16 protein-coding genes are annotated in these 21,794 nt (G+C 69.2%); 2 read left to right on the top strand and 14 right to left on the bottom strand.

Going from position 1 to position 21,794, the window contains the following annotated elements; genetic code table 11:
* Positions 1-92: 92 nt before the first annotated feature.
* Positions 93-2,060: an acetate--CoA ligase gene (acs, locus tag K344_RS0117405; RefSeq protein WP_028081740.1), complete on the top strand. Its 1,968-nt coding sequence runs from the start codon at positions 93-95 to the stop codon at positions 2,058-2,060.
* A gap of 31 nt (positions 2,061-2,091) precedes the next feature.
* Here acs and otsA read toward each other — a convergent pair whose 3' ends face one another.
* The 14 genes from otsA to tkt all read right to left on the bottom strand — a co-directional run bounded on the left by otsA (position 2,092) and on the right by tkt (position 20,210).
* Positions 2,092-3,456 carry an alpha,alpha-trehalose-phosphate synthase (UDP-forming) gene (otsA, locus tag K344_RS0117400; protein WP_028081739.1) on the bottom strand — a complete coding sequence of 455 codons (1,365 nt, stop codon included), beginning with the start codon at positions 3,454-3,456 and terminating at the stop codon, positions 2,092-2,094.
* A 4-nt stretch (positions 3,457-3,460) separates the two neighbouring features.
* Positions 3,461-4,228, bottom strand: coding sequence for a trehalose-phosphatase (otsB, locus tag K344_RS22345; protein WP_043114840.1), 768 nt, complete (start codon positions 4,226-4,228; stop codon positions 3,461-3,463).
* A 67-nt stretch (positions 4,229-4,295) separates the two neighbouring features.
* The gene (locus K344_RS22340; RefSeq protein WP_157623073.1) at positions 4,296-4,901 is read right to left on the bottom strand and encodes a GNAT family N-acetyltransferase; all 606 of its coding nucleotides are present in this window, start codon (positions 4,899-4,901) and stop codon (positions 4,296-4,298) included.
* A 90-nt stretch (positions 4,902-4,991) separates the two neighbouring features.
* Positions 4,992-6,365, bottom strand: coding sequence for a glycosyltransferase 87 family protein (locus tag K344_RS0117385; protein WP_028081738.1), 1,374 nt, complete (start codon positions 6,363-6,365; stop codon positions 4,992-4,994).
* Positions 6,366-6,402: 37 nt separating this feature from the next.
* The gene (locus tag K344_RS0117380) at positions 6,403-7,524 is read right to left on the bottom strand and encodes a hypothetical protein (protein ID WP_028081737.1); all 1,122 of its coding nucleotides are present in this window, start codon (positions 7,522-7,524) and stop codon (positions 6,403-6,405) included.
* A gap of 150 nt (positions 7,525-7,674) precedes the next feature.
* Positions 7,675-8,517 (bottom strand): AAA family ATPase, encoded by an 843-nt coding sequence (locus tag K344_RS0117375; protein ID WP_028081736.1) that lies wholly within the window; start codon positions 8,515-8,517, stop codon positions 7,675-7,677.
* A 23-nt stretch (positions 8,518-8,540) separates the two neighbouring features.
* Positions 8,541-11,498, bottom strand: coding sequence for a DEAD/DEAH box helicase (locus K344_RS22335; protein WP_051362356.1), 2,958 nt, complete (start codon positions 11,496-11,498; stop codon positions 8,541-8,543).
* Between the two features lie 115 nt (positions 11,499-11,613).
* Positions 11,614-12,114, bottom strand: coding sequence for a TPM domain-containing protein (locus K344_RS0117365; protein ID WP_028081735.1), 501 nt, complete (start codon positions 12,112-12,114; stop codon positions 11,614-11,616).
* Position 12,115: 1 nt separating this feature from the next.
* Entirely contained in the window at positions 12,116-12,961 is an 846-nt protein-coding gene (locus K344_RS24870) for a TPM domain-containing protein (RefSeq protein WP_028081734.1), read from the bottom strand.
* A 21-nt stretch (positions 12,962-12,982) separates the two neighbouring features.
* Complete coding sequence (locus K344_RS0117355) at positions 12,983-13,579, bottom strand: LemA family protein (protein WP_028081733.1); 597 nt, start codon at positions 13,577-13,579, stop codon at positions 12,983-12,985.
* A gap of 88 nt (positions 13,580-13,667) precedes the next feature.
* Positions 13,668-15,677 (bottom strand): molybdopterin-containing oxidoreductase family protein, encoded by a 2,010-nt coding sequence (locus K344_RS0117350; RefSeq protein WP_028081732.1) that lies wholly within the window; start codon positions 15,675-15,677, stop codon positions 13,668-13,670.
* A gap of 108 nt (positions 15,678-15,785) precedes the next feature.
* Positions 15,786-16,964, bottom strand: coding sequence for a phosphoglycerate kinase (locus K344_RS0117345; protein WP_028081731.1), 1,179 nt, complete (start codon positions 16,962-16,964; stop codon positions 15,786-15,788).
* Positions 16,965-17,091: 127 nt separating this feature from the next.
* Complete coding sequence (gap, locus tag K344_RS0117340; RefSeq protein ID WP_028081730.1) at positions 17,092-18,093, bottom strand: type I glyceraldehyde-3-phosphate dehydrogenase; 1,002 nt, start codon at positions 18,091-18,093, stop codon at positions 17,092-17,094.
* Between the two features lie 116 nt (positions 18,094-18,209).
* On the bottom strand, positions 18,210-20,210 hold the full coding sequence (gene tkt / locus K344_RS0117335) for a transketolase (RefSeq protein ID WP_028081729.1): 2,001 nt from the start codon (positions 20,208-20,210) through the stop codon (positions 18,210-18,212).
* Between the two features lie 216 nt (positions 20,211-20,426).
* Between tkt and metK the strand changes: the two genes are divergently transcribed.
* The gene (gene metK, locus K344_RS0117330) at positions 20,427-21,629 is read left to right on the top strand and encodes a methionine adenosyltransferase (protein ID WP_028081728.1); all 1,203 of its coding nucleotides are present in this window, start codon (positions 20,427-20,429) and stop codon (positions 21,627-21,629) included.
* Positions 21,630-21,794 lie beyond the last annotated feature (165 nt).

Below are 21,794 nucleotides of genomic sequence, written 5' to 3'. Positions count from 1 at the left end.
CAGGCACGTGCCCGGCGGATTGCGGAATAATGTTTCGACATCAGGACAACGATGCGGCCCGCGCCGCCCCAGCCCAGCTTCAGGAGAACCGCATGGCTGACAACAAGAATCTGCAATCGGTGCTGACGGAGAAGCGCCTGTTCGCGCCGCAGCCGGAATTCGTCGCGCGCGCGCGCCTCGATCCTGAGCGCCTGCAGGCCTTGCACGCCGCCGCGGCCCGAGATCACGTCGGCTTCTGGGCCGATCTCGGCCGCAAGGAACTGTCCTGGCACACGCCGTTCGGCAAGGCGCTCGACGATTCGAAGGCGCCGAACTACCAGTGGTTCGGCGACGGCAAGCTCAACGCCTCGGCGAACTGCCTAGACCGCCATCTCGGCGCGAAGGGCGACAAGATCGCGATCCGCTTCGAAGGCGAACCGGGCGACCGGAAGAACTACACGTACAAGGAACTGCACGCCGAAGTCTGCCGCGTCGCCAACGCGCTGAAGTCGTTCGGCGTGAAGAAGGGCGACCGCGTCGTCATCTACATGCCGATGGTGCCGGAAGCGGTGATGGCGATGCAGGCCTGCGCGCGCATCGGTGCGATCCACAGCATCGTCTTCGGCGGTTTCTCGTCGTCGTCGCTGAAGGACCGCATCGAGGACGCCGGCGCCAAGGTGCTGATCACCGCCGACGGCGGCCATCGCGCCGGGCACATCGTCGAGCTCAAGAAAGCCGCCGACGAGGCGCTGAGCCAGGGCTGCAAGACGATCGAGAAGGTGCTGGTGCTGAAACGCACCCGGCACGAGGTCGCCTTCGACGTGAAGCGCGACGTGTGGTGGCACGACGTCGTCGGCCAGCAGAAGCCGAGCTGCGACCCCGAATGGGTCGACGCCGAGCATCCGCTGTTCCTGCTCTACACCTCGGGTTCCACCGGCAAGCCCAAGGGCATCCAGCATTCGACCGGCGGCTATCTGCTCGGCGCGATGACGAGCTGCCAGTGGGTCTTCGACCTGCGCGACGACGACGTGTTCTGGTGCACCGCCGACGTCGGCTGGATCACCGGCCATTCCTACGTTTGCTACGGCCCGCTCGCCAACGGCGCGACCATCCTCATGTACGAAGGCGCACCGACCGTGCCGGACGCGGGCCGCTTCTGGAAGATCGCCCAGGATCATGCGGTGACGATCTTCTATACCGCGCCGACCGCGATCCGCGCGCTGATGAAACTCGGCGACGACTGGCCGAAGAAATATGACCTGTCGAAGCTGCGCCTGCTCGGCAGCGTCGGCGAGCCGATCAATCCGGAAGCGTGGATGTGGTACCACACGGTGATCGGCAAGGAGCGCCTGCCGATCGTCGATACCTGGTGGCAGACCGAGACCGGCAGCATCATGATCTCGCCGATTCCCGGCGCCGTGCCGACCAAGCCGGGTTCCTGCACCAAGCCGCTGCCGGGCATCGCCGTCGAAGTCGTCGACGAGGCCGGCGAGATTCTCCGCGACAAGGATGCCGGCGGCTATCTCGTCGTGACCAAGCCCTGGCCGTCGATGCTGCGCACGATCTGGGGCGACAACGAGCGCTACCTGAAGACTTACTGGAGCCAGTTCCACAACAAGTACTACGTCGCCGGCGACTCGACGCATCGCGACGAGGACGGCTACTACTGGATCCTCGGCCGCATCGACGATGTGCTCAACGTGTCCGGCCATCGTCTCGGCACGATGGAGATCGAAAGCGCGCTGGTCAGCCATCCGAAAGTCGCCGAGGCGGCGGTCGTCGGCCGTCCGCACGAGGTCAAGGGCGAGAGCGTGTTCGCCTTCGTGATCTGCCGCGGCGAGCGTCCGCACGGCGCCGAGGCCGAGAAGCTGGCCAAGGAGCTGCGCGAGCACGTCGGCCGCGAGATCGGCGCGCTCGCCAAGCCGGACGACATCCGCTTCGCCGACAACCTGCCGAAGACGCGCTCCGGCAAGATCATGCGCCGCCTGCTGCGCTCGATCGCCAAGGGCGAGGAGATCACGCAGGACGTGTCGACGCTGGAAAATCCGGCGATCGTCGCGCAGCTCGCCGGCAAGGCCTAGAGCCGGTTCACGCCAACCGCGCTCCGCTCGCCTACGCGTGGTCGAGCGCGGCGAGGAAGTCGTCGCACCAGCGCGTCACGTCGTTCTCGAGCAGGCCGCGCATCAGGTCCGCGTGGCGCTCGCGGCGCTCCTCGATCGCCATGTGCCGCGCGGTCTGCAGCGCCTCGGCGACGCCGGCGATGTCGTAGGGATTGACGATCAGCGCCGCCGGCATCTGCCTGCCGCTGCCGGCGAAGCGCGACAGCACCAGCACGCCCGGGTCCGCCGGGTCCTGCGCGGCGGCGTATTCCTTGGCGACGAGATTCATGCCGTCGCGCAGCGGCGTGACGAGGCCGATGCGGCTCATGCGGTAGAGGCCGGCGAGCTGGCGGCGCGTGATCGCGCGGTTGATGTAGCGCAGCGGCGTCCAGTCGAGCTGCGCGAAGCGGCCGTTGATGTGGCCGGCCAGCGTCTCGAGCTCCTGGCGGATGTTGATGTATTCCGGCACGTCGCCGCGCGAGGTCGGCGCGATCTGCAGGAAGCTCACCTGGCCGTGCGCGTCCGGATAGTCCTCCAGCAGCTTCTGATACGACAGGAAGCGCTCCGGCAGGCCCTTGGTGTAGTCGAGGCGGTCGACGCCGACGATCTGCACGCGGTTGAAGATCGCGGCGCGCAGCCGCGCGGCATCGCGACGCGCCTCGTCGCTGGCGGCCATCTGCGCGAACTGCGCCGTGTCGATGCCGATCGGGAAGGCGCGCGCCACGACACTGCGACCGTAGGCGTGCAGCGTGTCGCCGTCGGCGCTGCCGCCGGCCTCGCGCAGCACGTAGTCGCGGAAGCACTGCAGGTCGGTGTCGGTCTGGAAGCCGATCAGGTCGTAGGCCAGCAGCGCGCGCACGAGACGATCGTGGCCCGGCAGCGCCGTGAAGATCTCGCGTACCGGAAACGGGATATGCAGGAAGAAGCCGAGCTTCTGCCGCACGCCCATGGCGCGCAGCATCTCGCCGAACGGCAGCAGGTGGTAGTCGTGCACCCAGATCACGTCGTCGTCGCGCAGCAGCGGCGCGAGCGCCTGCGCGAAACGGCGGTTGACGCGCTGATAGCCGTCATAGAAACGGCGATCGAAAGCGGTGAGATCGAGGCGATAGTGAAACAGCGGCCACAGGCAGCGGTTCGCATAACCGTTGTAGTAGTCGTCGTGCTCGGTCTGGTTGAGATCGAGCGTCGCGCGGGTGACGCCGCCGACGGTCTGCGTCTGCAGGCGCGGCTCGGCGTTCTCCGCCACCTCGCCGCTCCAGCCGAACCACAGGCCGCGACGGCGCTGCAAGGCCTCGGCGAGAGCGACCGCGAGGCCGCCGGCGCGCGCCGTGCCGCGCAGCGGGCCGACGCGGTTGGAAACGACGACGAGACGGCTCATGGCGTCACGCCGATTCGCGGGCGCGGGCGCCGGCATCGGCGCTGTCGGCCAGCCAGCGATGCACGGCGTCGACGTCGGACAGGCGATAGCGCGCCCGCGTCTCGCCCTCGCCGACCTTGATGCCGTGGCCGCCGCGCGTCTCGACCAGCGCGAAGCCGTCCTCGTCGGTGGTGTCGTCGCCGATGAACACCGGCCGCCGACCGCTGAACAGCGGACGTTCGAGCAGGGCCTCGACGGCGACGCCCTTGTGCAGGCCACGCGGCCGCACTTCGACGACCATCTTGCCGACGATCACCGCGAGTCCGTGCCGCGCGGCGATTTCGCGCGCGGCGTTCTCGCACTCGCCGGCGCGCTGCGGCGCCGCGCGGTAATGCAGGGCGACGGCGGCGCCCTTGTTCTCGACCAGCAGTTCGGGATCGCCGCCATAGCGCTCGCGCAGGGTCGACGCGGCCTGCGCCACGCCCGGCCAGATGCGACGCTTCGGCGTGGCATTGCCGTGCACGCGCAGCTCGGCGCCGTGCTGGCCGGCGCCGGGCAGCTGCAGGGGCGTGAGGTAATGATCGAGCTCGCGCAGCGGACGGCCGCTGATGACCGCGAGCGCACCGCCGAGCAGGCGCTGCGTGCGTTCGATCAGCGGCACCAGATCGCGTTCGATCCGCACCAGCTCGGGACGCGCAACGATCTCGGTCAGCGTGCCATCGAAATCGACGAACAGCGCATCGCGCGACGTGAGCAGCGGCGGCGACGCCGTGGAATCGTGTGGCGTTTGCATCGGCCCAAGTGTGGCCAATTGAAACGCGCAGGACAACCCTCGCGATTCAGTGCGCGTTCATCCTTTGCTACACGGCGCAGCGCAAGCGGCGTGACGGCGGCACCTGATGACCGCCGTCCGGCAACGCGCGTTCGGCTTCGAGGCGGAATCCGTGCAGGCGATACAGCGCCAGCGCCGCTTCATTGTCACGCGCGACATCAAGCGCGCAGTGCGTATGTCCGCGCCTGCGCGCGATCTGCAGCGCTTCGTGCAAGAGCCGCGTGGCGATGCCGCGGCGACGAAGATCGTCGGCGACGCTGAGATGCGCGATATACAGATCGCCTGCCGCCGGCGGCGGCTGCATGGCGCCGATCTGCAAGGCGCGATGGATGACGCGCATCGCGCTCCACGGTCGGTACAGGCGGAAGTACTGCCAGAGGCTCGCCTGCGCGAGCGTCGCGAGCTGATTCGCGTCGTAGAGCGCCATGCAGGCGACGATGCGCTCGCCGTGCAGCGCGACGCGATGGTGCGGCCAGCCGAGCAGGCCGCGGCCGTCGTCGAGCGCCGCGCGCAGGAACGCTTCGGCGCTGCGCCCGCCGCAGGCGAACACGTAGTCGAAGGCGGCCGGCCCGGACGCGCGCACCAGCGCCGCCAGCGCGCCCGCATCCTCGCGGCGCGCATCACGCAGCAGCACGGCGATGGCTTCTTTCGGAGCGGCGGGCATGGCGGGGCGAAGATCGGCGCGCGGCTATCGTAGCGCGGCGCCAGGGCCGCGCGGCGCGCCTCACGCGCAGTGCGCGCGGCGCGCCGGCGCGAGCGACAGCACGAGCAGATTGTCCCGCGCGCGCAGATAGCCTGGGTCGATCGCCAGGGCTTGCTCGTAGGCCAGACGCGCCTGCGCGCCGCAGCCGGCGAGCTGGTAGGCGTAGCCGAGATTGTTCCAGGGCCGCGCCTTGCCCGGCGACGCCGCGACGGTGGCGCGCCACAGGGCGATCTCGCTGCGATAGTCGTCGTTGCGCAGCCGCGTGCCGAGCAGCAGGGCCACGCACAGCGCGGCGCAGGCCGGCAGGACGACGAGCGCGCGCGGCTTCTCGAAGGCCCGCCGCGCGGCGAGTTCGGCGGCGACGCCGAGCAGCGGGCCGATGCTGGCCAGATACAGCTGGCGATCGTTGACGAGGTCGTAGCGCGGCAGCAGCGAGTTGGTCGGCAGCAGGGCGATGACGAACCAGGCGAACGCGAAGATCAGCCAGGGCCGCGTCCGTCTGCAGGCGTGGGCAGCGGCCGCGGCGAGCGCCAGCAGCAGGGCGCCCGCGAGCAGCGCGGGCGTCCACTGCGTCGCCTCGGCGAGATCGGGATCGATGTTCGGTGCGCGCAAGCCAAGCGCGAGCTCGACGAGATAGCGCAACGCCCCGAGCTGCGACAGCAGATTGTCGCCGGGCGTGCGCGTGCCGAGGCTGGCGAGCAGGAAATCGTGGTAGCGCGTGTGCAGCAGCATCCAGCCGCCGAGCACCAGCGGCACGGCGAAGAAGACGGCGAGACGTCGGCGCCGCACCGTCGCGCGCGCAGGCGGCGCCGGGCCGCAGCGCTCGATCAGGCACAGCAGCAGCGGCAGGATCGCCGCCGGCTCCTTGATCGCCATGGCCGCGACGAAGGCCGCGCCGGCCGCCAGCCAGCGCTGCCGCAGATAGGCGTGGAGCGCCAGCAGCAGCGCCAGCGTCATCAACGACACCGAGCGGCCGCTGATGTAGGTGACGGCCTCGGTCTGCGCCGGATGCAGGGCGAACACCAGCGCCGCGAACAGCGCGGCCCGATCGCGCGTCGCGGCGTCGGCCTGCGGCAGCCAGTGGCCGAGACAGCGCCGCGCCAGCGCCAGCACGAGCAGCGCATTGGCGAGATGAATCGCCAGGTTGCTGAGATGAAAGCCCGGCGCGCCGAAGCCGAGCCGCCAGTCGGCGAGATAGCTGAGCTTGAGCAGCGGGCGCAGCCCGTGGCCGAGGTCCTGCCACCAGGCCGCGAGCGTGTGCGCGGCCGGCACGTCGACGAAGGCGTCGAAATCGTCGAACTGGTAGGGCCCGCCGAGCGCATCGGCGTATGCCAATACGACGGCGGCGGCGACGACGGCCGCCGCGCACCGCGGCGATCGCAGGACGGCGTTCATCGCCGCTGCGCGATGCGCGCCTCGCGGCGCCGCGCGCTCAGTGGCCGAGCCAGTTCAGCACCTTCCTGGCGCCGTCCTGCACGCTGCGCGTCGCCTTGCCGGCGGGGCCCGGCCGCGAACTGCCGCTGCGGCCGCCCGAGCTGCCGTCGCGGCCGAAGCGCGTCTCGTAGCCGCAGCTCGCCTCGCTGCCGACCACGGCGAGCGGCTGACCGGCCGACTGCGTCTTGCCGGCGCCCCAGGCGCCGACGTCGAGCCAGGCCGCCTCCGACAACTGCAGCAGCGACTCGGCCGAGGCGAGGATCTGCTGCTGATAGCCGAGCAGCTGCGACTGGCCGTTGTAGCTCCTCGCCTGCGCGCCGTATTGCGTCGGCGCCAGCACGCGATCGGCCTCGGCGGCGTCCTTGCGCGCGCGCGCCAGCTGCTGCTGGTAGGCGGACTGCAGGCTCGTCAGCTGCTGCGCGGCGAGCGCGGCATGCTGATCCCAGCAGGCGCCGGACTTCGTCTTGAGGCAGGCCTGGACCTGCGCCGGATCGGCGGCGGTGACGCAGCTCGCCGCCTCGCGGCTGAGGCGTTCATCGAGTTCGCGGTGCGCCTGCTCGAGAGCCGGCACGAGCCGCATGGTCGCCGCGCCGTTCTGCAGCTGCAGGGCAAACTGCTGCTGGTACTGCATGGAGGCCGTCTGCGCGGCCTGCACCGCCGCGCTCTCCGGCGCGCCCAGACTGGCGCCGCCGGCGTAGCTCGTGCCCATGCTCTTCTGCATCTGGCCGTTCATCTTCATCGCGAAGGCCATCTTCTCGGCGTCGGTCATGCGTTCCAGCTTCTTCTGGAATTCCGGACTGCTGATGTCCTCGCCGGCGGCGGCGTTCAGGTCCTGCTGCATGCCGCCGACCGCGGCCTCGCCCTTCTGGGCCGCCGCGGCCGCCTGCTGTTCCAGCGTCTGGCGGCGCGCCCGCAACTGCTGCGCGTAGCTGTCATGCGCCGGCGCGTCGAGCGTGGCACGGCCGTTCGCGTAATGGATGCGCGCCTGCGCCTCGGCGACGGTTTTCGGCATCGCCGGCAGGCGGTCGAACCACGGCGCGAGCGCGGCGTCACCGGCGGCGAAAGTCTGGAACGCGCACAGCGCCAGCGCGGCGCCAGCCGATCGAACGTGATGCTTCATGACGAATCCCCCAAGCCCGAAAAAAGAAGGGCGCGACTTCAGCACAGCGCCCACCCCGAAACCGTGCACTCCTGCACAGTGCCGGCGGCGATTCGTGCGCCGCCGCACAACATGCCGCGCGACCGCCCCCGGGCGCGCGACAGATGCTTGTCAGCTCGAGCGGCGCGCCATGAACGCCACGCGCTCGAACAGATGCACGTCCGCTTCGTTCTTCAGCAGCGCGCCGTACAGCGGCGGCAGGCTCTTCTTGGTGCTCGCCTCGTGCAGCACGGCCGGATCGATGTCCTCGGCGAGCAGCAGCTTGAGCCAGTCGAGCAGCTCGGAGGTCGACGGCTTCTTCTTCAGGCCCGGCAGCTCGCGCAGGCCGAAGAACACTTCCATCGCTTCCTTCGTCAGGTGCTTCTTCAGATCGGGGAAATGCACGTCGACGATTTTCTGCATCGTTTCCTTGTCCGGGAAACGGATGTAGTGGAAGAAGCAGCGGCGCAGGAAAGCGTCCGGCAGCTCCTTCTCGTTGTTCGAGGTGATGATGATGATCGGCCGGTTCTTCGCCTTCACTGTCTCGCGCGTCTCGTAGACGTAGAACTCCATCTGGTCGAGTTCGCGCAGCAGGTCGTTGGGGAATTCGATGTCGGCCTTGTCGATCTCGTCGATCAGCAGCACCGGCTGCTCGTCCGAGGCGAAGGCCTCCCAGAGCTTGCCCTTGACGATGTAGTTGCCGATGTCCTTGACCTTGGCGTCGCCGAGCTGCGAATCGCGCAGGCGCGACACCGCGTCGTACTCGTACAAGCCGTGCTGCGCCTTGGTCGTCGACTTGATCGCCCAGTCGAGGAACGGCCGCTTCAGCGCGCGTGCGATCTCGCGCGCCAGCTGCGTCTTGCCGGTGCCCGGCTCGCCCTTGACCAGCAGCGGCCGCTGCAGGGTCACGGCGGCGTTGACCGCCATCATCAGATCGTCGGTGGCGACGTAGTTCTCGGTGCCTTCGAAGCGCATCGGTCGAATCCTTGGTTGGGTGCTCAGTTTAGCGGCGCGAACAGCTCGGCGACGGTCTCGGCATCGAATTCCACGTTCTCGCCGCTGTCGGCGAACAGGGCTTCGGCGAGCTGGCGCTTGCGCGCCTGCAGCTCGGCGATCTTCTCCTCGACGGTGCCCTCGCTGAGCAGCTTGTAGACGAAGACCGGCTTGTCCTGGCCGATGCGGTGCGCGCGATCGGTCGCCTGGTTCTCGACCGCCGGATTCCACCACGGGTCATAGTGGATCACCGTGTCGGCGGCGGTGAGATTGAGGCCGACGCCGCCGGCCTTGAGGCTGATCAGGAACAGCGGCACTTCCTCGCGCTGGAAGCGGTCGACCAGCGATTCGCGGTCGTGCGTCGCGCCGGTCAGCAGCAGGTAGTCGATGCCGCGTTCCTTCAGCGCCTGCTCGATCAGCGCCAGCATCGAGGTGAACTGCGAGAACAGCAGGATGCGGCGGCCCTGGCGCAGCATGTCGGGCAGCAGGGTCATCAGCAGATCGAGCTTGGCCGACTCGTGCACGGCCGGCTCCTCGCTGCCTTCCTCGCGTTTCAGCAGGCGCGGATCGCAGCAGATCTGGCGCAGCTTGAGCAGCGCCGCGAGCAGGGCGATGCGCGACTGCGCGAGGCCGTGCCGCTCGATCTCCGCCTGCAGCTCGTCGTGCATCGCCGTGCGCACGGTCTCGTAGAGATCGCGCTGCGCGCCGTCGAGCGCGACGCTGCGGATGATCTCGGTGCGCGGCGGCAGTTCCTTGGCGACCTCGTTCTTCGTGCGCCGCAGCAGGAACGGCCCGACGCGGCGCGCCAGCTGCGTGCGCACGCCGGCGTCGTCGTGCTTCTCGATCGGCACGCGGAAGCGGCGGCGGAACGAGGGGTCGTCGCCGAGATAGCCGGGCATCAGGAAGTTGAACAGCGACCACAGCTCGCCGAGATGATTCTCCAGCGGCGTGCCGGACAGGCAGAGCCGATGCCGCGCGTCGAGCTGCGCGACGGCGTGCGCCGCCTTCGAGCGCGGGTTCTTGATGTTCTGCGCCTCGTCGAGGATCAGCAGATGCCAGCCCTGGCGCTTCAATGCCTCGAGATCGCGCGGCAGCAGCGCGTAGGTGGTCAGCACCACGTCGACGTGCGCCATGGCGCTGAAGCGGCGGCGGCGATCCTGGCCGTGCAGCACCAGCACGCGCAGGTCCGGTGCGAAGCGCGCCGCCTCGCGGCGCCAGTTGAAGACCAGGCTGGTCGGGCCGACGATCAGCGCCGGCCGGTCGAGCCGGCCCTGCTCCTTCTCCAGCAGGATGTGCGCGAGCGTCTGCAGGGTCTTGCCGAGACCCATGTCGTCGGCCAGCACGCCGCCGAGGCCGCGCGTGCGCAGCCACTGCAGCCAGGCCAGGCCGTCGCGCTGGTAGTGGCGCAGCTCGGCCTGCAGGCCGGCGGGCGGCTCGACCGGCTGCGGCTTGAGCGCCCCGAGCTCGCTTTCGCGCAGCGCCGCGTCGCGGCCGAGATCGCCGAGCAGCGCGCCGGCCCAGCGCGGCAGGCGCAGGCTGCCGTCGTCCTGCAGCGGCGCATCGTCGTAGAGCTCGATCAGCGTCGCGAGGATCGGCTTGACGCGGCCGGCCGGCAGGCGGATCAGGCGGCCGGCGTCGTCGCGCACGATCAGCGGCGCGTCGTCGGCCATGGCCTGCAGCTTGGCCGGCGTCAGCTTGTCGCCGGCCTGGCGCAGCAGCGCGACCAGCAGCGGCAGCAGCGGCGTCTCGCGGCCGTCGATGACGATCTGCAGGCCGATGTCGAACCAGTCGGCGCTGCCGCCGCGTCCGTCGCGGCTGTGGGCGGCGACGCGCAGCCGCCAGTCGCTCTCGTCCGGCTCGTGCAGGCGCCAGGGAAAATCCGGATCAATCTCCAGGCGCCAGCCTTCGCCGCGCAGCTTCGGTGCTTCGACGGCGAGGAAATCGACCCAGCCGGCGCGGCCGACGCTCGGCGGCGGCGCGAGCAGGCCGGTGGCGTTGCGGTAGTAGTCGCGCACCGGTTCGAGCCGCGTCTGGCGCAGGCGCGCCATCAGCGCCTGCTCGCACGCCGGCTGGCGCTCGATCTGCGTAACGTGGCCGTCGACCACGCGCACCAGCGGCGCGACCGGCGTGTCCGGCGCGCAGCGCAGGCCGGCGTAGTCGAAGGTCAGCGAGGCGGCGTCGATGGTCTCCTCGCGCGCCCAGGACTGCGGCAGCCAGGTCTGGCGCAGGGCCAGCACCGGCACCGGCTGCACGTCGCGGCGACGACGGAAATGCACGGCCGGCGGCGGTGGCACGACCAGGGCGTGCTCGCCGAGCACCGCCGACCAGCGCTCGGTGAGCTTGGCGAGTTCGTCGGCGGCCGCCGGCTGCGCGCCCAGCAGCTGCCCGGCGAGGCGGTCCGGCACGCCGCTGTCGACCGGACCGGCGACCGCTTTGCGCAGGTCGACGTACCACGGCGGCTCGAGCGGCAGCACCGCGGCGGCGCCCTCGACGTCCAGCTGCAGATGGCTGCGCCCGTCGTCGCCGAGCTGCCAGCGGAATTCGCCGCGGCGCGCCTCGCCGAGCGACAGGGCCGGCGTCTGTTCGCTGTGCCAGTGGCAGCGGCCGGTCGCGATGAGCTTGCGCAGCAGCTCGGCGCCCCAGGCGCCCTGCAGCTGCCAGGGCGGGCCCGGCCGGCGCTGCTGGCGGTCGATGAACTGCAGGAGGCGGCGGTCGAGTTCGCTGACGTGGCGCGCGTGGCTGTGCGCCGCCTTCGGCTGCGCCTGCGCGCCGCCGTAGCCGCCGTCGCTGCGTCGCCGCGCGCTGATCACCTGCAGCTCCGGCGTCAGCGGTGCCCGCCGTTCGGCGTCGAGCAGGTACAGCAGGCGCTGCGCGCCCTCGCCGTCGGCCTCGTCGGCCAGCGGCACGATGTCGAGCTCCTGCAGCCAGCGCTCCAGCTCCGGGTCCGGCGGGCGCGTGCTCATCGCCGCCCCTCGCGCGCGGGCGCGGGAATGCGGAAGGGTCCGCGGGTGACGACGAGTCGGCGCATCAGGAACGTGGCAGCCAAAAGACTGCCAGTTTAGAGCTTGTCGGAACGGTCTACAAAAAGACCGGGGCGTCCGGCAGCTCGTTGCCGGCGTCCGGTCGCGCCGGCGGATAGCGGGCCAGCACGGCGGCGACCGCCTCGATCCCGGCCACCGCGCCCTGCTCGAAGCGGCCGGCGCGGAAGTGCTCCTCCATCAGGCGGCAGCAGGCCCGCCACTCGTCCGGCGGCACGCGCGCATCGCCGACGCCGCGGTCGGCGACGATCTCGACGTCACGGTCGGCGAGCAGCACGTAGATCAGCACGCCGTTGTTGTGCTCGGTGTCCCAGACGCGCAGCTGTGCGAACAGCTCGACGGCGCGGTCGCGCGGCGACAGGCCGGCGCAGAGCCGTGAAAGCGGCAGCGCGCCCTCGACGGCGAAGCGGATCTCGCCCGGATGGCGCACCTCGCAGGCGCGCACGGCGGCGGTGATCGCCTCGCGCGTCGCCGGCGGAAAGCGGCGGCGCGTCTGCCAGGGCGACATCGTCAGGTGACGCCAGAAGCGTTGCAGGCTCATCTCACCATCTCCCGGATGCGCCGCCGCCGCCGAAGCCGCCGCCACCGCCGCCGAACCCGCCCCCGCCGAAGCCGCCGCCACCAAAACCGCCGCCGCCGCGCGAGTTCCAGCCGCCGCCGAGCGGAATCACCGCGCCGAACAGGGTCAACACGAAGGCGACGAGGCCGAAGAACGCCGCCAGCAGCAGCATGCCGGAGAACAGCCAGGCGAGACCGAACACGGCGCCGCCGGCCAGCAGCGAACCGAAGCCGGCGCCGAACACGCGGCGCAGGAACTGCGCGGCGACCAGCGCGAAGAAGAGGATCGGGATCAGCGATTCGAGCTTGCCGCCCGAGCGGCGCTGCCGTTCCGGCGGCGGCGGCAACGGCTCGCCGTCGACCACCTTGATCAGCTGGTCGACGCCGGCGTCGAGCCCGCCGTAGTAATCGCCGTCGCGGAAGCGCGGCACGATGATCTCGTCGATCACGCGATGCGCGATGGCGTCCGGCACCACGCCTTCGAGGCCGTAGCCGACTTCGATGCGCAGCGTGCGGTCGTTGCGCGCGACCAGGATCAGCAGGCCATCGTCGACGCCCTTGCGGCCGAGCTTCCACTGCTCGGCGACGCGGATCGAATACTGCTCGATGGTCTCCGGCTCGGTGGTCGGCACGATCAGGATCGCGATCTGGCTGCCCTTGCGCTGCTCGAACGCCGCCAGCTTCTGTTCGAGCGCGGCCTTCTGCTCAGCCGTCAGCGTGCCCGTCTGGTCGGTGACGCGCGCCGCGAGCGCCGGCACCGCCACGTCGGCGAAAGCCGGCGCGGCGGCGAGCAGGACCAGCAGCAGCGCGGCGAACGCGCGACGCAGCATCGGATGTTCCCTGACCGCGGCTTACTTGCCGCCGCCGAAATCGACCTTTGGCGCTTCCGAGATCGCCTTCTCGTTCTCCACGGTGAAGCTCGGCTTGACCTGCATGCCGAACAGCTTCGCCGTGAGATTGGTCGGGAACGAGCGCACCGTGGTGTTGTACTGCTGCACGGCCTGGATGTAGCGGTTGCGCGCGACCGTGATGCGGTTCTCCGTGCCTTCGAGCTGCGCCTGCAGATCGCGGAACAGGGCATCGGCCTTGAGCTGCGGATAGTTCTCGGAGACCACCAGCAGGCGCGACAGTGCCGAGCTCAGCTCGCCCTGCGCGGCGGCGAACTGCTTGAGCTTGGCTTCGTCGTTGAAGCTATCGTTGTCGACATTGACCTGGCCGACCTTGGCGCGCGCGTTCGTCACCTCGGTCAGCACCTGCTCCTCGTGCTGCGCGTACCCCTTCACAGTGTTGACCAGATTCGGCACCAGGTCGGCGCGACGCTGGTACTGGTTCAGCACCTCAGCCCACGACGCCTTGATCTGCTCGTCCTGGCTCTGCAGCGAGTTGTAGCCGCAGGCGGACAGCAGGGTGACGGCCGACAGCAGCATCAGACGGATCAGTTGACGCATGGCGAACTCCCGTAAAGAAGGTGGCGGGCGCCAGTGTACGCGCGCCCGTCGTCAATATGCTGACAGCGGCGGCGCCTTCAAGAGCCGCTCAGGCGGCGGCGACTTCCACCAGGCAGTCATAGAAGGTCGGCGCGCGGCCGATATCGGTCAGACGCTGGCTGGTCAGCTCGTTGACGTTGCTGCCCTCGGCGCCGAGCTTGCGCCACCACACGCCGAGGCCGACGACGACGCCAGGCCGCGCCCGCTCGCTGACGTGTGCCTTGCAGACATAGCTGCCGCGATCGTTGAACACGCGCACGCGCGCGCCGTCACCGATGCCGCGCGCCGCCGCATCGCGCGGATGCAGTTCGAGCAGCGGCTCGCCCTCGATGCTGCGCAGGCTGCGCACATTGACGAAGGTGGAGTTGAGGAAGTGACGCGCCGGCGGCGAGATCATCGCCAGCGGATAGCGCGCCGCGAGCGCCGGCGCCGACGCGCGCGATTCGTAGTTGGGTATGTACTCGCCGCCCAGCCGCGCACGGCCGCTGCGGGTCGGGAAGCCGCCGTCAGCGAACGGCGCGTCGGCGACGGGCAGCTGCAGCCAGCCGTCGCGGCTGAGCCGCTCGAAGTCGACGGCGCGGCCGAAGGCCTTGCGGCCGATGTCGAGGTCGCTGTCGGCAAAACAGGGCTCGGTGAAGCCCAGGCGCGCGGCGAGGCCGCGGAAGATCTCGGTGTTCGGCCGCGCCTCGCCGAGCGGCGCGATCGCCGGATGGTTGATCAGCACCGAGGTGTGGCCGTAGCTCTTGTGCACGTCGAAGTGTTCGAGCTGCGTCGTCGCCGGCAGCACGTAGTCGGCGTAGTCGGCGGTGTCGGTCTGGAAGTGTTCGAGCACGACGGTGAACAGGTCTTCGCGCGAAAAACCGGCGACGACCTCGCGCGACTGCGGCGCGACCGCGACCGGATTGCTGTTGTAGACGATCAGCGCCTCGATCCGCGGCCCGAATGCCGGCGACGACTCGCGCAGCAGATCGGCGCCGATCGTGCTCATGTTGATCGTGCGCGGCTTGCGCGCGCCGAGCAGGTCCGGCCGTTCCAGGGCCATCGTGTCGACCGGATGCCAGCCCGAGGCCGACAGCAGGAGGCCGCCGCCGCGATGCCGCCAGGCGCCGCGCAGGCAGGGCAGCGCGGTGATCAGGCGCACCGCGTTGCCGCCGCCGCGGACGCGCTGCATGCCGTAGTTCACGCGGATCGCCGCCGGCGTCAGCGTCGCGTAGTCGCGCGCCAGGCCGCGCACGACCTCGGCCTCGATGCCGCAGGTTTCGGCGACGCGCTCGGGCGGCCATTGCAGCGCGCGCTCGCGCAGTTCGGCCCAGCCCTCGGTATGGCGGTCGATGTAATCCTGATCGAGCCCGCCATTCGCGATCAGCTCGTGCATCAGGCCGAGCGCCAGCGCGCCGTCCGTGCCCGGCAGCAGCGCAATGTGCTGATGGCATTTGTCGGCCGTCTCGGTGCGGCGCGGATCGATGCAGACGAGCTTGGCGCCCTGGCGCTTGGCCTGCTGGGCGATGCTCCAGAAGTGCAGATTGGAGGCAATGCTGTTGCTGCCCCAGATCAGGATCAGCTTCGATTCGGCGAAGAACTCGACGCGCATGCCGACGCTGCGGCCATAGCTGAGCGCCAGCGCCGTGGCGCCGGCGCTCGCGCAGATCGTGCGGTCGAGCCGCGAGGCGCCGAGCCTGTTGAAGAAGCGCGCCGCCATGCTCTCGCCCTGCACCAGGCCCATGGTGCCGGCGTAGCTGTACGGCACGATTGCCTCGGCGTTGCGCGCGGCAATCGCCTTGAGCTTGGCGGCGATGTCGTCGAGCGCCGCGTCCCAGCCGACGCGCTCGAAGCGGCCGCTGCCCTTCGCGCCGACGCGCTTCAGCGGATGCAGCAGGCGCTCGGGATGATAGGTGCGCTCGGCATAGCGCGAGACCTTGGTGCACAGCGCGCCGTGCGTCGTCGGATGGTGCGGATCGCCCTGCACTTTCAGCGCGCGACCGTTCTCCACGGTCACCAGCATCGCGCAGGTGTCGGGGCAGTCGTGCGGACAGGCGGCCTTGACGACGGTCGTGGTCATCGAGCTCTCGGATGCAACAGCGGAAGCGAACCACAGATTACACAGATAAAGGCAAGAAGCAGCATCGCCTTTTGATCTGTGCAATCTGTGGTTGTCGCTTTTTCCGACTCAGCCTTTCGCGCGCGACTCCAGCATCGCCACCGCCGGCAGCTTCTTGCCTTCGAGGAATTCGAGGAAGGCGCCGCCGCCGGTCGAGATGTAGCCGATCTTGTCGGCGACGTGGAACTTGTCGATCGCCGCCAGGGTGTCGCCGCCGCCGGCCAGCGAGAAGCCGCTGCTCGCGGCGATCGCCTCGGCCAGCGCCTTGGTGCCGCCGGCGAAGCTGTCGAACTCGAACACGCCGACCGGGCCGTTCCAGACGATGGTGCCGGCGCTCTTCAGCTGCGCGGCGAGCTTGGCCGCCGCCTTCGGGCCGATGTCGAGGATCATCTCGTCGGCTTCGACCTCGTCGATCCTGCGCACGACGGCGTGCGCCTCGGCCGAGAACTCGGTCGCGCAGACCACGTCCTCCGGCAGCGGAATGCTGCCGCCGCGCGCTTCGATCTTCTTCTGGATCGCCTTGGCGGTGTCGATCATGTCCATCTCGCACAGCGACTTGCCGACGTGAAAGCCGGCCGCGGCGAGAAAGGTGTTGGCGATGCCGCCGCCGATGATCAGCTGATCGGCGACGTCGGCGAGGTTGTTGAGCAGATCGAGCTTGGTCGACACCTTGCTGCCGCCCACGATGACGGCGAGCGGCCGCCTGGGCTGGGCGAGCGCCTTGCCGAGCGCTTCGAGCTCGGCGGCGAGCAGCGGGCCGGCGCAGGCCACCGGCGCGAATTTGGCGACGCCGTGCGTCGAGGCCTCGGCGCGGTGCGCGGTGCCGAAGGCGTCCATCACGTAGACGTCGCACAGCGCCGCCATCCTCTTCGCCAGGTCTTCGTTGTCGTCCTTCTCGCCCTTGAGGAAGCGCGTGTTCTCGCCGAGCGCGATCTGGCCCGGTTCGAGTGACACGCCGTCGATCCAGTTCGAGATCAGCGGCACGGTACGGCCGAGCGCGGCCGACAGCCAGGCGGCGACCAGCGTCAGCGAGGCGTCCGGGTCGAGCTTGCCGGCCTTCGGACGGCCGAGGTGCGAGACGACGAGCACCGACGCACCTTTTTCGAGGGCCAGCTTCAGCGTAGGCAGCGAGGCGCGCAGGCGCGCGTCGGAGGTGATCTTGCCATTGGCGACCGGCACGTTGAGATCCTGGCGGATCAGCACGCGCTTGCCGGCGAGATCGAGATCGGACATGCGAAGGACGGACATGGCGTTCTTCCTTTGTGGAATTCGGGGGCGGATGAATGAAATCTTCGGATCGATCGGCAATGACGCGATCGGAAAAAACGCGGAGCGAAACAAGAAGGGCGGCCTGAGCCGCCCTTCTTCGCCCGTCTTACTTGGCAGCCACCACGCGCACCATCTCGAGGCACTTGTTCGAGTAGCCCCACTCGTTGTCGTACCAGCTGACGAGCTTGACGAAGGTCGAGTCGAGGGCGATGCCGGCGCCGGCATCGAAGATCGAGGTGCGTGCGTCGCCGCGGAAATCGGTGGCGACGACGGCGTCCTCGGTGTAGCCGAGGATGCCCTTCAGGGCGCCTTCCGACTGCGCCTTCATCTCGGCCTTGATCTCTTCGTAGCTCGCCGGCTTTTCCAGCTCCGCCGTCAGGTCGACGACCGAGACGTCCGAGGTCGGCACGCGGAAGCTCATGCCGGTCAGCTTCTTGTTCAGCGCCGGGATGACGACACCGACGGCCTTGGCCGCGCCGGTCGATGACGGGATGATGTTCTCGAGGATGCCGCGGCCGCCGCGCCAGTCCTTGTGGCTCGGCCCGTCGACGGTCTTCTGCGTCGCGGTGGTCGCGTGCACGGTGGTCATCAGGCCGCGCTTGATGCCCCACTTGTCGTGCAGCACCTTGGCCAGCGGCGCCAGGCAGTTGGTCGTGCACGAGGCGTTGGAGATGATGGCCTGGCCGGCGTAGGTCTTGTCGTTGACGCCGTAGACGAACATCGGCGTGTCGTCCTTCGACGGCGCCGACAGGATGACCTTCCTGGCGCCGGCGGCGAGATGCTTCTCGGCGCTGGCCTTGTCGAGGAACAGGCCGGTCGATTCGATGACGACGTCGGCGCCGATCTCCTTCCACTTCAGGTTGGCCGGATCGCGTTCCTGGGTCAGGCGGATCTTCTTGCCGTTGACCAGCAGCGCGCCGCCTTCGACGGCGATGTCACCCTTGAAGTGGCCGTGCACGGAGTCGTACTTCAGCATGTAGGCCAGGTAGTCCGGCTCGAGCAGGTCGTTGATGCCGACGATCTCGATGTCGTGGAAGTTCTGCACCGCCGCGCGCAGCACGTTGCGACCGATGCGACCGAAACCGTTGATGCCTACCTTGACTGCCATATCTGCTTCCTCGGGTTGAAAGAAGGGAGCGGCCTGCCGCTCCGGATTCGCACCGCGGCGGAAACCGCGGCCTTGAAACGAAGACGCCCCGAAAACGGGGCGTCTATTCTAAACGCTTATCTGGCCAGAAGCTTTTCGGTTCGCTCCACGACATTGTCGACCGTGAAGCCGAAGTGCTTGAACACCGCGGCGGCCGGCGCCGATTCGCCGAAGGTGTCGATGCCGACGACGTCGCCGTCGAGGCCGACGAAGGCGCGCCAGTAGTTCGTGATGCCGGCTTCGACGGCTAGGCGCTTGCGCAGTTCCGGCGGCAGCACGGTGTCGCGGTAGCCGGCGTCCTGCCGCGCGAACACTTCGGCGCAGGGCATCGACACCACGCGCACGGCTCGGCCCTTGTCGGCGAGCAGCACGGCGGCCTTCACCGCCAGCTGCACTTCCGAACCCGTGGCGATGATCACCGCTTCCGGCGTCGACTTCGGCTCCCAGAGGATATAGCCGCCGCGCGCGGCGTCGGCCTGCTGCTGTTCGCTGCGCGCCTGGGCGTCGACGTTCTGGCGGGTCAGTGCCAGCGCCGCCGGGCCGTTGGCGCGCTCGATCGCCGCCTTCCAGGCGACGGCGGTCTCGAAGGCGTCGGCCGGACGCCAGACATGCACGTTCGGGATCAGGCGCAGCGACGACACGTGTTCCACCGGCTGGTGGGTCGGGCCGTCCTCGCCGAGGCCGATCGAATCGTGCGTCAGCACGAAGATCGAGCGCTGCTTCATCAGCGCCGCCATGCGGATGGCGTTGCGCGCGTAGTCGGAGAACACCAGGAAGGTTCCGCCGAACGGGATCAGGCCGCCGTGCAGGGCCATGCCGTTCATCGCCGCCGCCATGGCGAACTCGCGGACGCCGTAGTTGATGTAGTTGCCGGCCAGCTTGCCGTGGCGCAGGGCGACGTGGCCCTTGAAGTCGGTGCCGTTCGATTCGGACAGGTCCGCCGAACCGCCGATCAGCTCCGGCAGCCTGGCGGCGATCGCGTCGAGCACGGCCTTGCTGGCCTTGCGCGTCGCGTTCGGCTTGTCGGCGCGGGCGGCGGCGTCCAGCGCGGCGCCGATCGTCTGCGGCCAGTCGGCCGGCAGCTCGCCGCGCATGCGGCGCTCGAACTCGGCGGCATCGGCCGGGAACTTCGCGGCGTAGTCCTCGAACAGCGCGTTCCAGTTCCGCTCGCGCGCGGCGCCCTTGGCCTGCGCGTCCCAGCCGGCGCGGATCTCGGTCGGGATCTCGAACGGCGCGTGCGGCCAGCTGAGCTGCTGGCGGGTCAGCGCGACCTCGGCCTCGCCGAGCGGCGAGCCGTGCGACGATTCCTTGCCCTGCTTGTTCGGCGAGCCGAAGCCGATGACGGTCTTGCAGCAGATCAGCGTCGGCTTGGTGGTTTCGGCGCGCGCCGTCTCCAGCGCCTTCTTCACTTCGTTCGGGTTGTGGCCGTCGACATTGCGCACGACCTGCCAGCCGTAGGCTTCGAAGCGCGCCGGCGTGTCGTCGCCGAACCACGGACCGACCGGGCCGTCGATCGAGATGTCGTTGTCGTCGTACAGCACGATCAGCTTGCCGAGGCCCAGCGTGCCGGCCAGCGAGCAGGCTTCGTGCGAGATGCCTTCCATCAGGCAGCCGTCGCCGGTGAACACGTAGGTGTAGTGGTCGACGATGTTCAGGCCGTCGCGGTTGTAGCGCGAGGCGAGCGTGGCCTCGGCGATCGCCATGCCGACGGCATTGGCGAGGCCCTGGCCGAGCGGACCGGTCGTGGTCTCGACGCCCGGCGTCACGAAGTTTTCCGGATGGCCCGGCGTCTTGCTCTTGAGCTGGCGGAAATTCTGCAGCTCGGCCATCGGCAGGTCGTAGCCGGACAGGTTCAGCAGCGCGTACAGCAGCATCGAGCCGTGGCCGTTGGAAACCACGAAGCGGTCACGGTTGACCCATTTCGGGTTCGCCGGGTTGTGCGAGAGGAAGTCGTTCCACAGCACTTCGGCGATGTCGGCCATGCCCATCGGCATGCCGGGGTGACCGATGTTGGCTTTCTGGACGGCGTCCATCGCCAGCGCGCGGATGGCGTTGGCGAGTTCGAAACGGGTCGGCATGGCGTACCGGGGGCGGACAAAAAGGGGGCGTATTGTCCGGGTTTGGCCCGGCGCGGGCAAGAAACGCACGCGATGCGCGGCGGCGGCGTCACGAGGCTTTCACGCGCGCGGTCGACGATGGCGGGCGGCGCGGCACGCAGCCTCTATCCGCTGCTGTGGTGCTGCCCTACAATATCCGTTCATCCGTATAGACAGATTACCCCCGAGGATCCATCGATGTCCGAATACCTGTTCACGTCCGAATCCGTTTCCGAAGGTCATCCCGACAAGGTCGCTGACCAGATCTCGGACGCGGTGCTCGACGCGATCCTCGCGCAGGACAAAAAGGCGCGCGTCGCCTGCGAGACGCTGGTCAAGACCGGTGTGGCGATCGTCGCCGGCGAGATCACCACCAGCGCCTGGGTCGACCTCGAGGCGCTGGTGCGCAAGGTCATCACCGACATCGGCTACACCTCGTCGGCGGTCGGCTTCGACGGCGCGACCTGCGGCGTGCTGAACCTGATCGGCAAGCAGTCGCCGGACATCGCCATGGGCGTCGACCGCAAGAAGCCGGAGGAACAGGGCGCCGGCGACCAGGGCCTGATGTTCGGCTACGCCTGCGACGAGACCAAGGAGCTGATGCCGGCGCCGATCTACTACTCGCACCGCATCGTCGAGCAGCAGTCGAAGGTGCGCAAGAGCAAGAAGTCGGTGCTGCCCTGGCTGCGTCCCGACGCCAAGAGCCAGGTCACGCTGCGCTACCGCGACGGCGAGGCGGTCGGCCTCGACGCCGTCGTGCTGTCGACGCAGCACGACCCGGACGTCAAGCTCAAGACGCTGCGCGAAGCCGTGATGGAGGAAATCCTCAAGCCGGTGCTGCCGGCCAAGTGGATCAGCAAGAGCACCAAGTTCCACATCAACCCGACCGGCAACTTCGTCATCGGCGGTCCGGTGGGCGACTGTGGCCTGACCGGCCGCAAGATCATCGTCGACTCCTACGGCGGCTGGGCCCGCCACGGCGGCGGCGCGTTCTCCGGCAAGGACCCGTCGAAGGTCGACCGCTCGGCCGCCTATGCGGCGCGCTACGTCGCCAAGAACATCGTCGCCGCCGGTCTCGCCGCGAAGTGCGAGGTGCAGGTGAGCTACGCGATCGGCGTCGCCGAGCCGACCTCGATCATGGTCACGACCTTCGGCACCGGCAAGATCAGCGACGCCTCGCTGGAGAAGCTGGTGCGCCGCCACTTCGACCTGCGCCCTTACGGCATCACCAAGATGCTCGACCTCGTGCATCCGATCTACCAGCTGACCGCCGCCTACGGCCACTTCGGCCGCAAGCCGTTCGAGGTCAGGCTGGCCGACGGCACGACGGCGACGGCTTTCTCCTGGGAGAAGACCGACAAGGCCGAGGCGCTGAAGGAAGATGCGAAGAAGCTGAAATAAGCGTTCCGCGCTGCGCAAAAGGCCCGCCGCGTGCGGGCCTTTTCGTTTTCATCGCGGCCTTGTCTCCTGCTCCGGTTTTTGATTTCGCCTTGCGGTGCCGCACTTTTCCTTGCTTGTGCAAAGAGAAGCAAGGCCCGCGACAGCGCGAATGGAAAGGCCGGATCG

The sequence above is a fragment of the Solimonas soli DSM 21787 genome, from assembly GCF_000474945.1.
GTDB classification, from domain to species: domain Bacteria; phylum Pseudomonadota; class Gammaproteobacteria; order Nevskiales; family Nevskiaceae; genus Solimonas; species Solimonas soli.
The sequence above is the reverse complement of the archived record's forward strand: the minus strand, read 5'-3'. Positions and strand labels throughout refer to the sequence as shown.

Bases quoted from the DNA above. Each gene is read 5' to 3' on its own strand.
- acs (WP_028081740.1), top strand. From the start codon at position 93: ATGGCTGACAACAAGAATCTGCAATCGGTGCTGACGGAGAAGCGCCTG.
- K344_RS22335 (WP_051362356.1), bottom strand. From the start codon at position 11,498: ATGAGCACGCGCCCGCCGGACCCGGAGCTGGAGCGCTGGCTGCAGGAG.
- K344_RS0117380 (WP_028081737.1), bottom strand. From the start codon at position 7,524: ATGAAGCATCACGTTCGATCGGCTGGCGCCGCGCTGGCGCTGTGCGCG.
- K344_RS0117385 (WP_028081738.1), bottom strand. From the start codon at position 6,365: ATGAACGCCGTCCTGCGATCGCCGCGGTGCGCGGCGGCCGTCGTCGCC.
- K344_RS0117345 (WP_028081731.1), bottom strand. From the start codon at position 16,964: ATGTCCGTCCTTCGCATGTCCGATCTCGATCTCGCCGGCAAGCGCGTG.
- K344_RS0117375 (WP_028081736.1), bottom strand. From the start codon at position 8,517: ATGCGCTTCGAAGGCACCGAGAACTACGTCGCCACCGACGATCTGATG.
- metK (WP_028081728.1), top strand. From the start codon at position 20,427: ATGTCCGAATACCTGTTCACGTCCGAATCCGTTTCCGAAGGTCATCCC.
- tkt (WP_028081729.1), bottom strand. From the start codon at position 20,210: ATGCCGACCCGTTTCGAACTCGCCAACGCCATCCGCGCGCTGGCGATG.
- K344_RS0117365 (WP_028081735.1), bottom strand. From the start codon at position 12,114: ATGAGCCTGCAACGCTTCTGGCGTCACCTGACGATGTCGCCCTGGCAG.
- K344_RS0117350 (WP_028081732.1), bottom strand. From the start codon at position 15,677: ATGACCACGACCGTCGTCAAGGCCGCCTGTCCGCACGACTGCCCCGAC.
- otsB (WP_043114840.1), bottom strand. From the start codon at position 4,228: ATGCAAACGCCACACGATTCCACGGCGTCGCCGCCGCTGCTCACGTCG.
- gap (WP_028081730.1), bottom strand. From the start codon at position 18,093: ATGGCAGTCAAGGTAGGCATCAACGGTTTCGGTCGCATCGGTCGCAAC.
- otsA (WP_028081739.1), bottom strand. From the start codon at position 3,456: ATGAGCCGTCTCGTCGTCGTTTCCAACCGCGTCGGCCCGCTGCGCGGC.
- K344_RS24870 (WP_028081734.1), bottom strand. From the start codon at position 12,961: ATGCTGCGTCGCGCGTTCGCCGCGCTGCTGCTGGTCCTGCTCGCCGCC.
- K344_RS0117355 (WP_028081733.1), bottom strand. From the start codon at position 13,579: ATGCGTCAACTGATCCGTCTGATGCTGCTGTCGGCCGTCACCCTGCTG.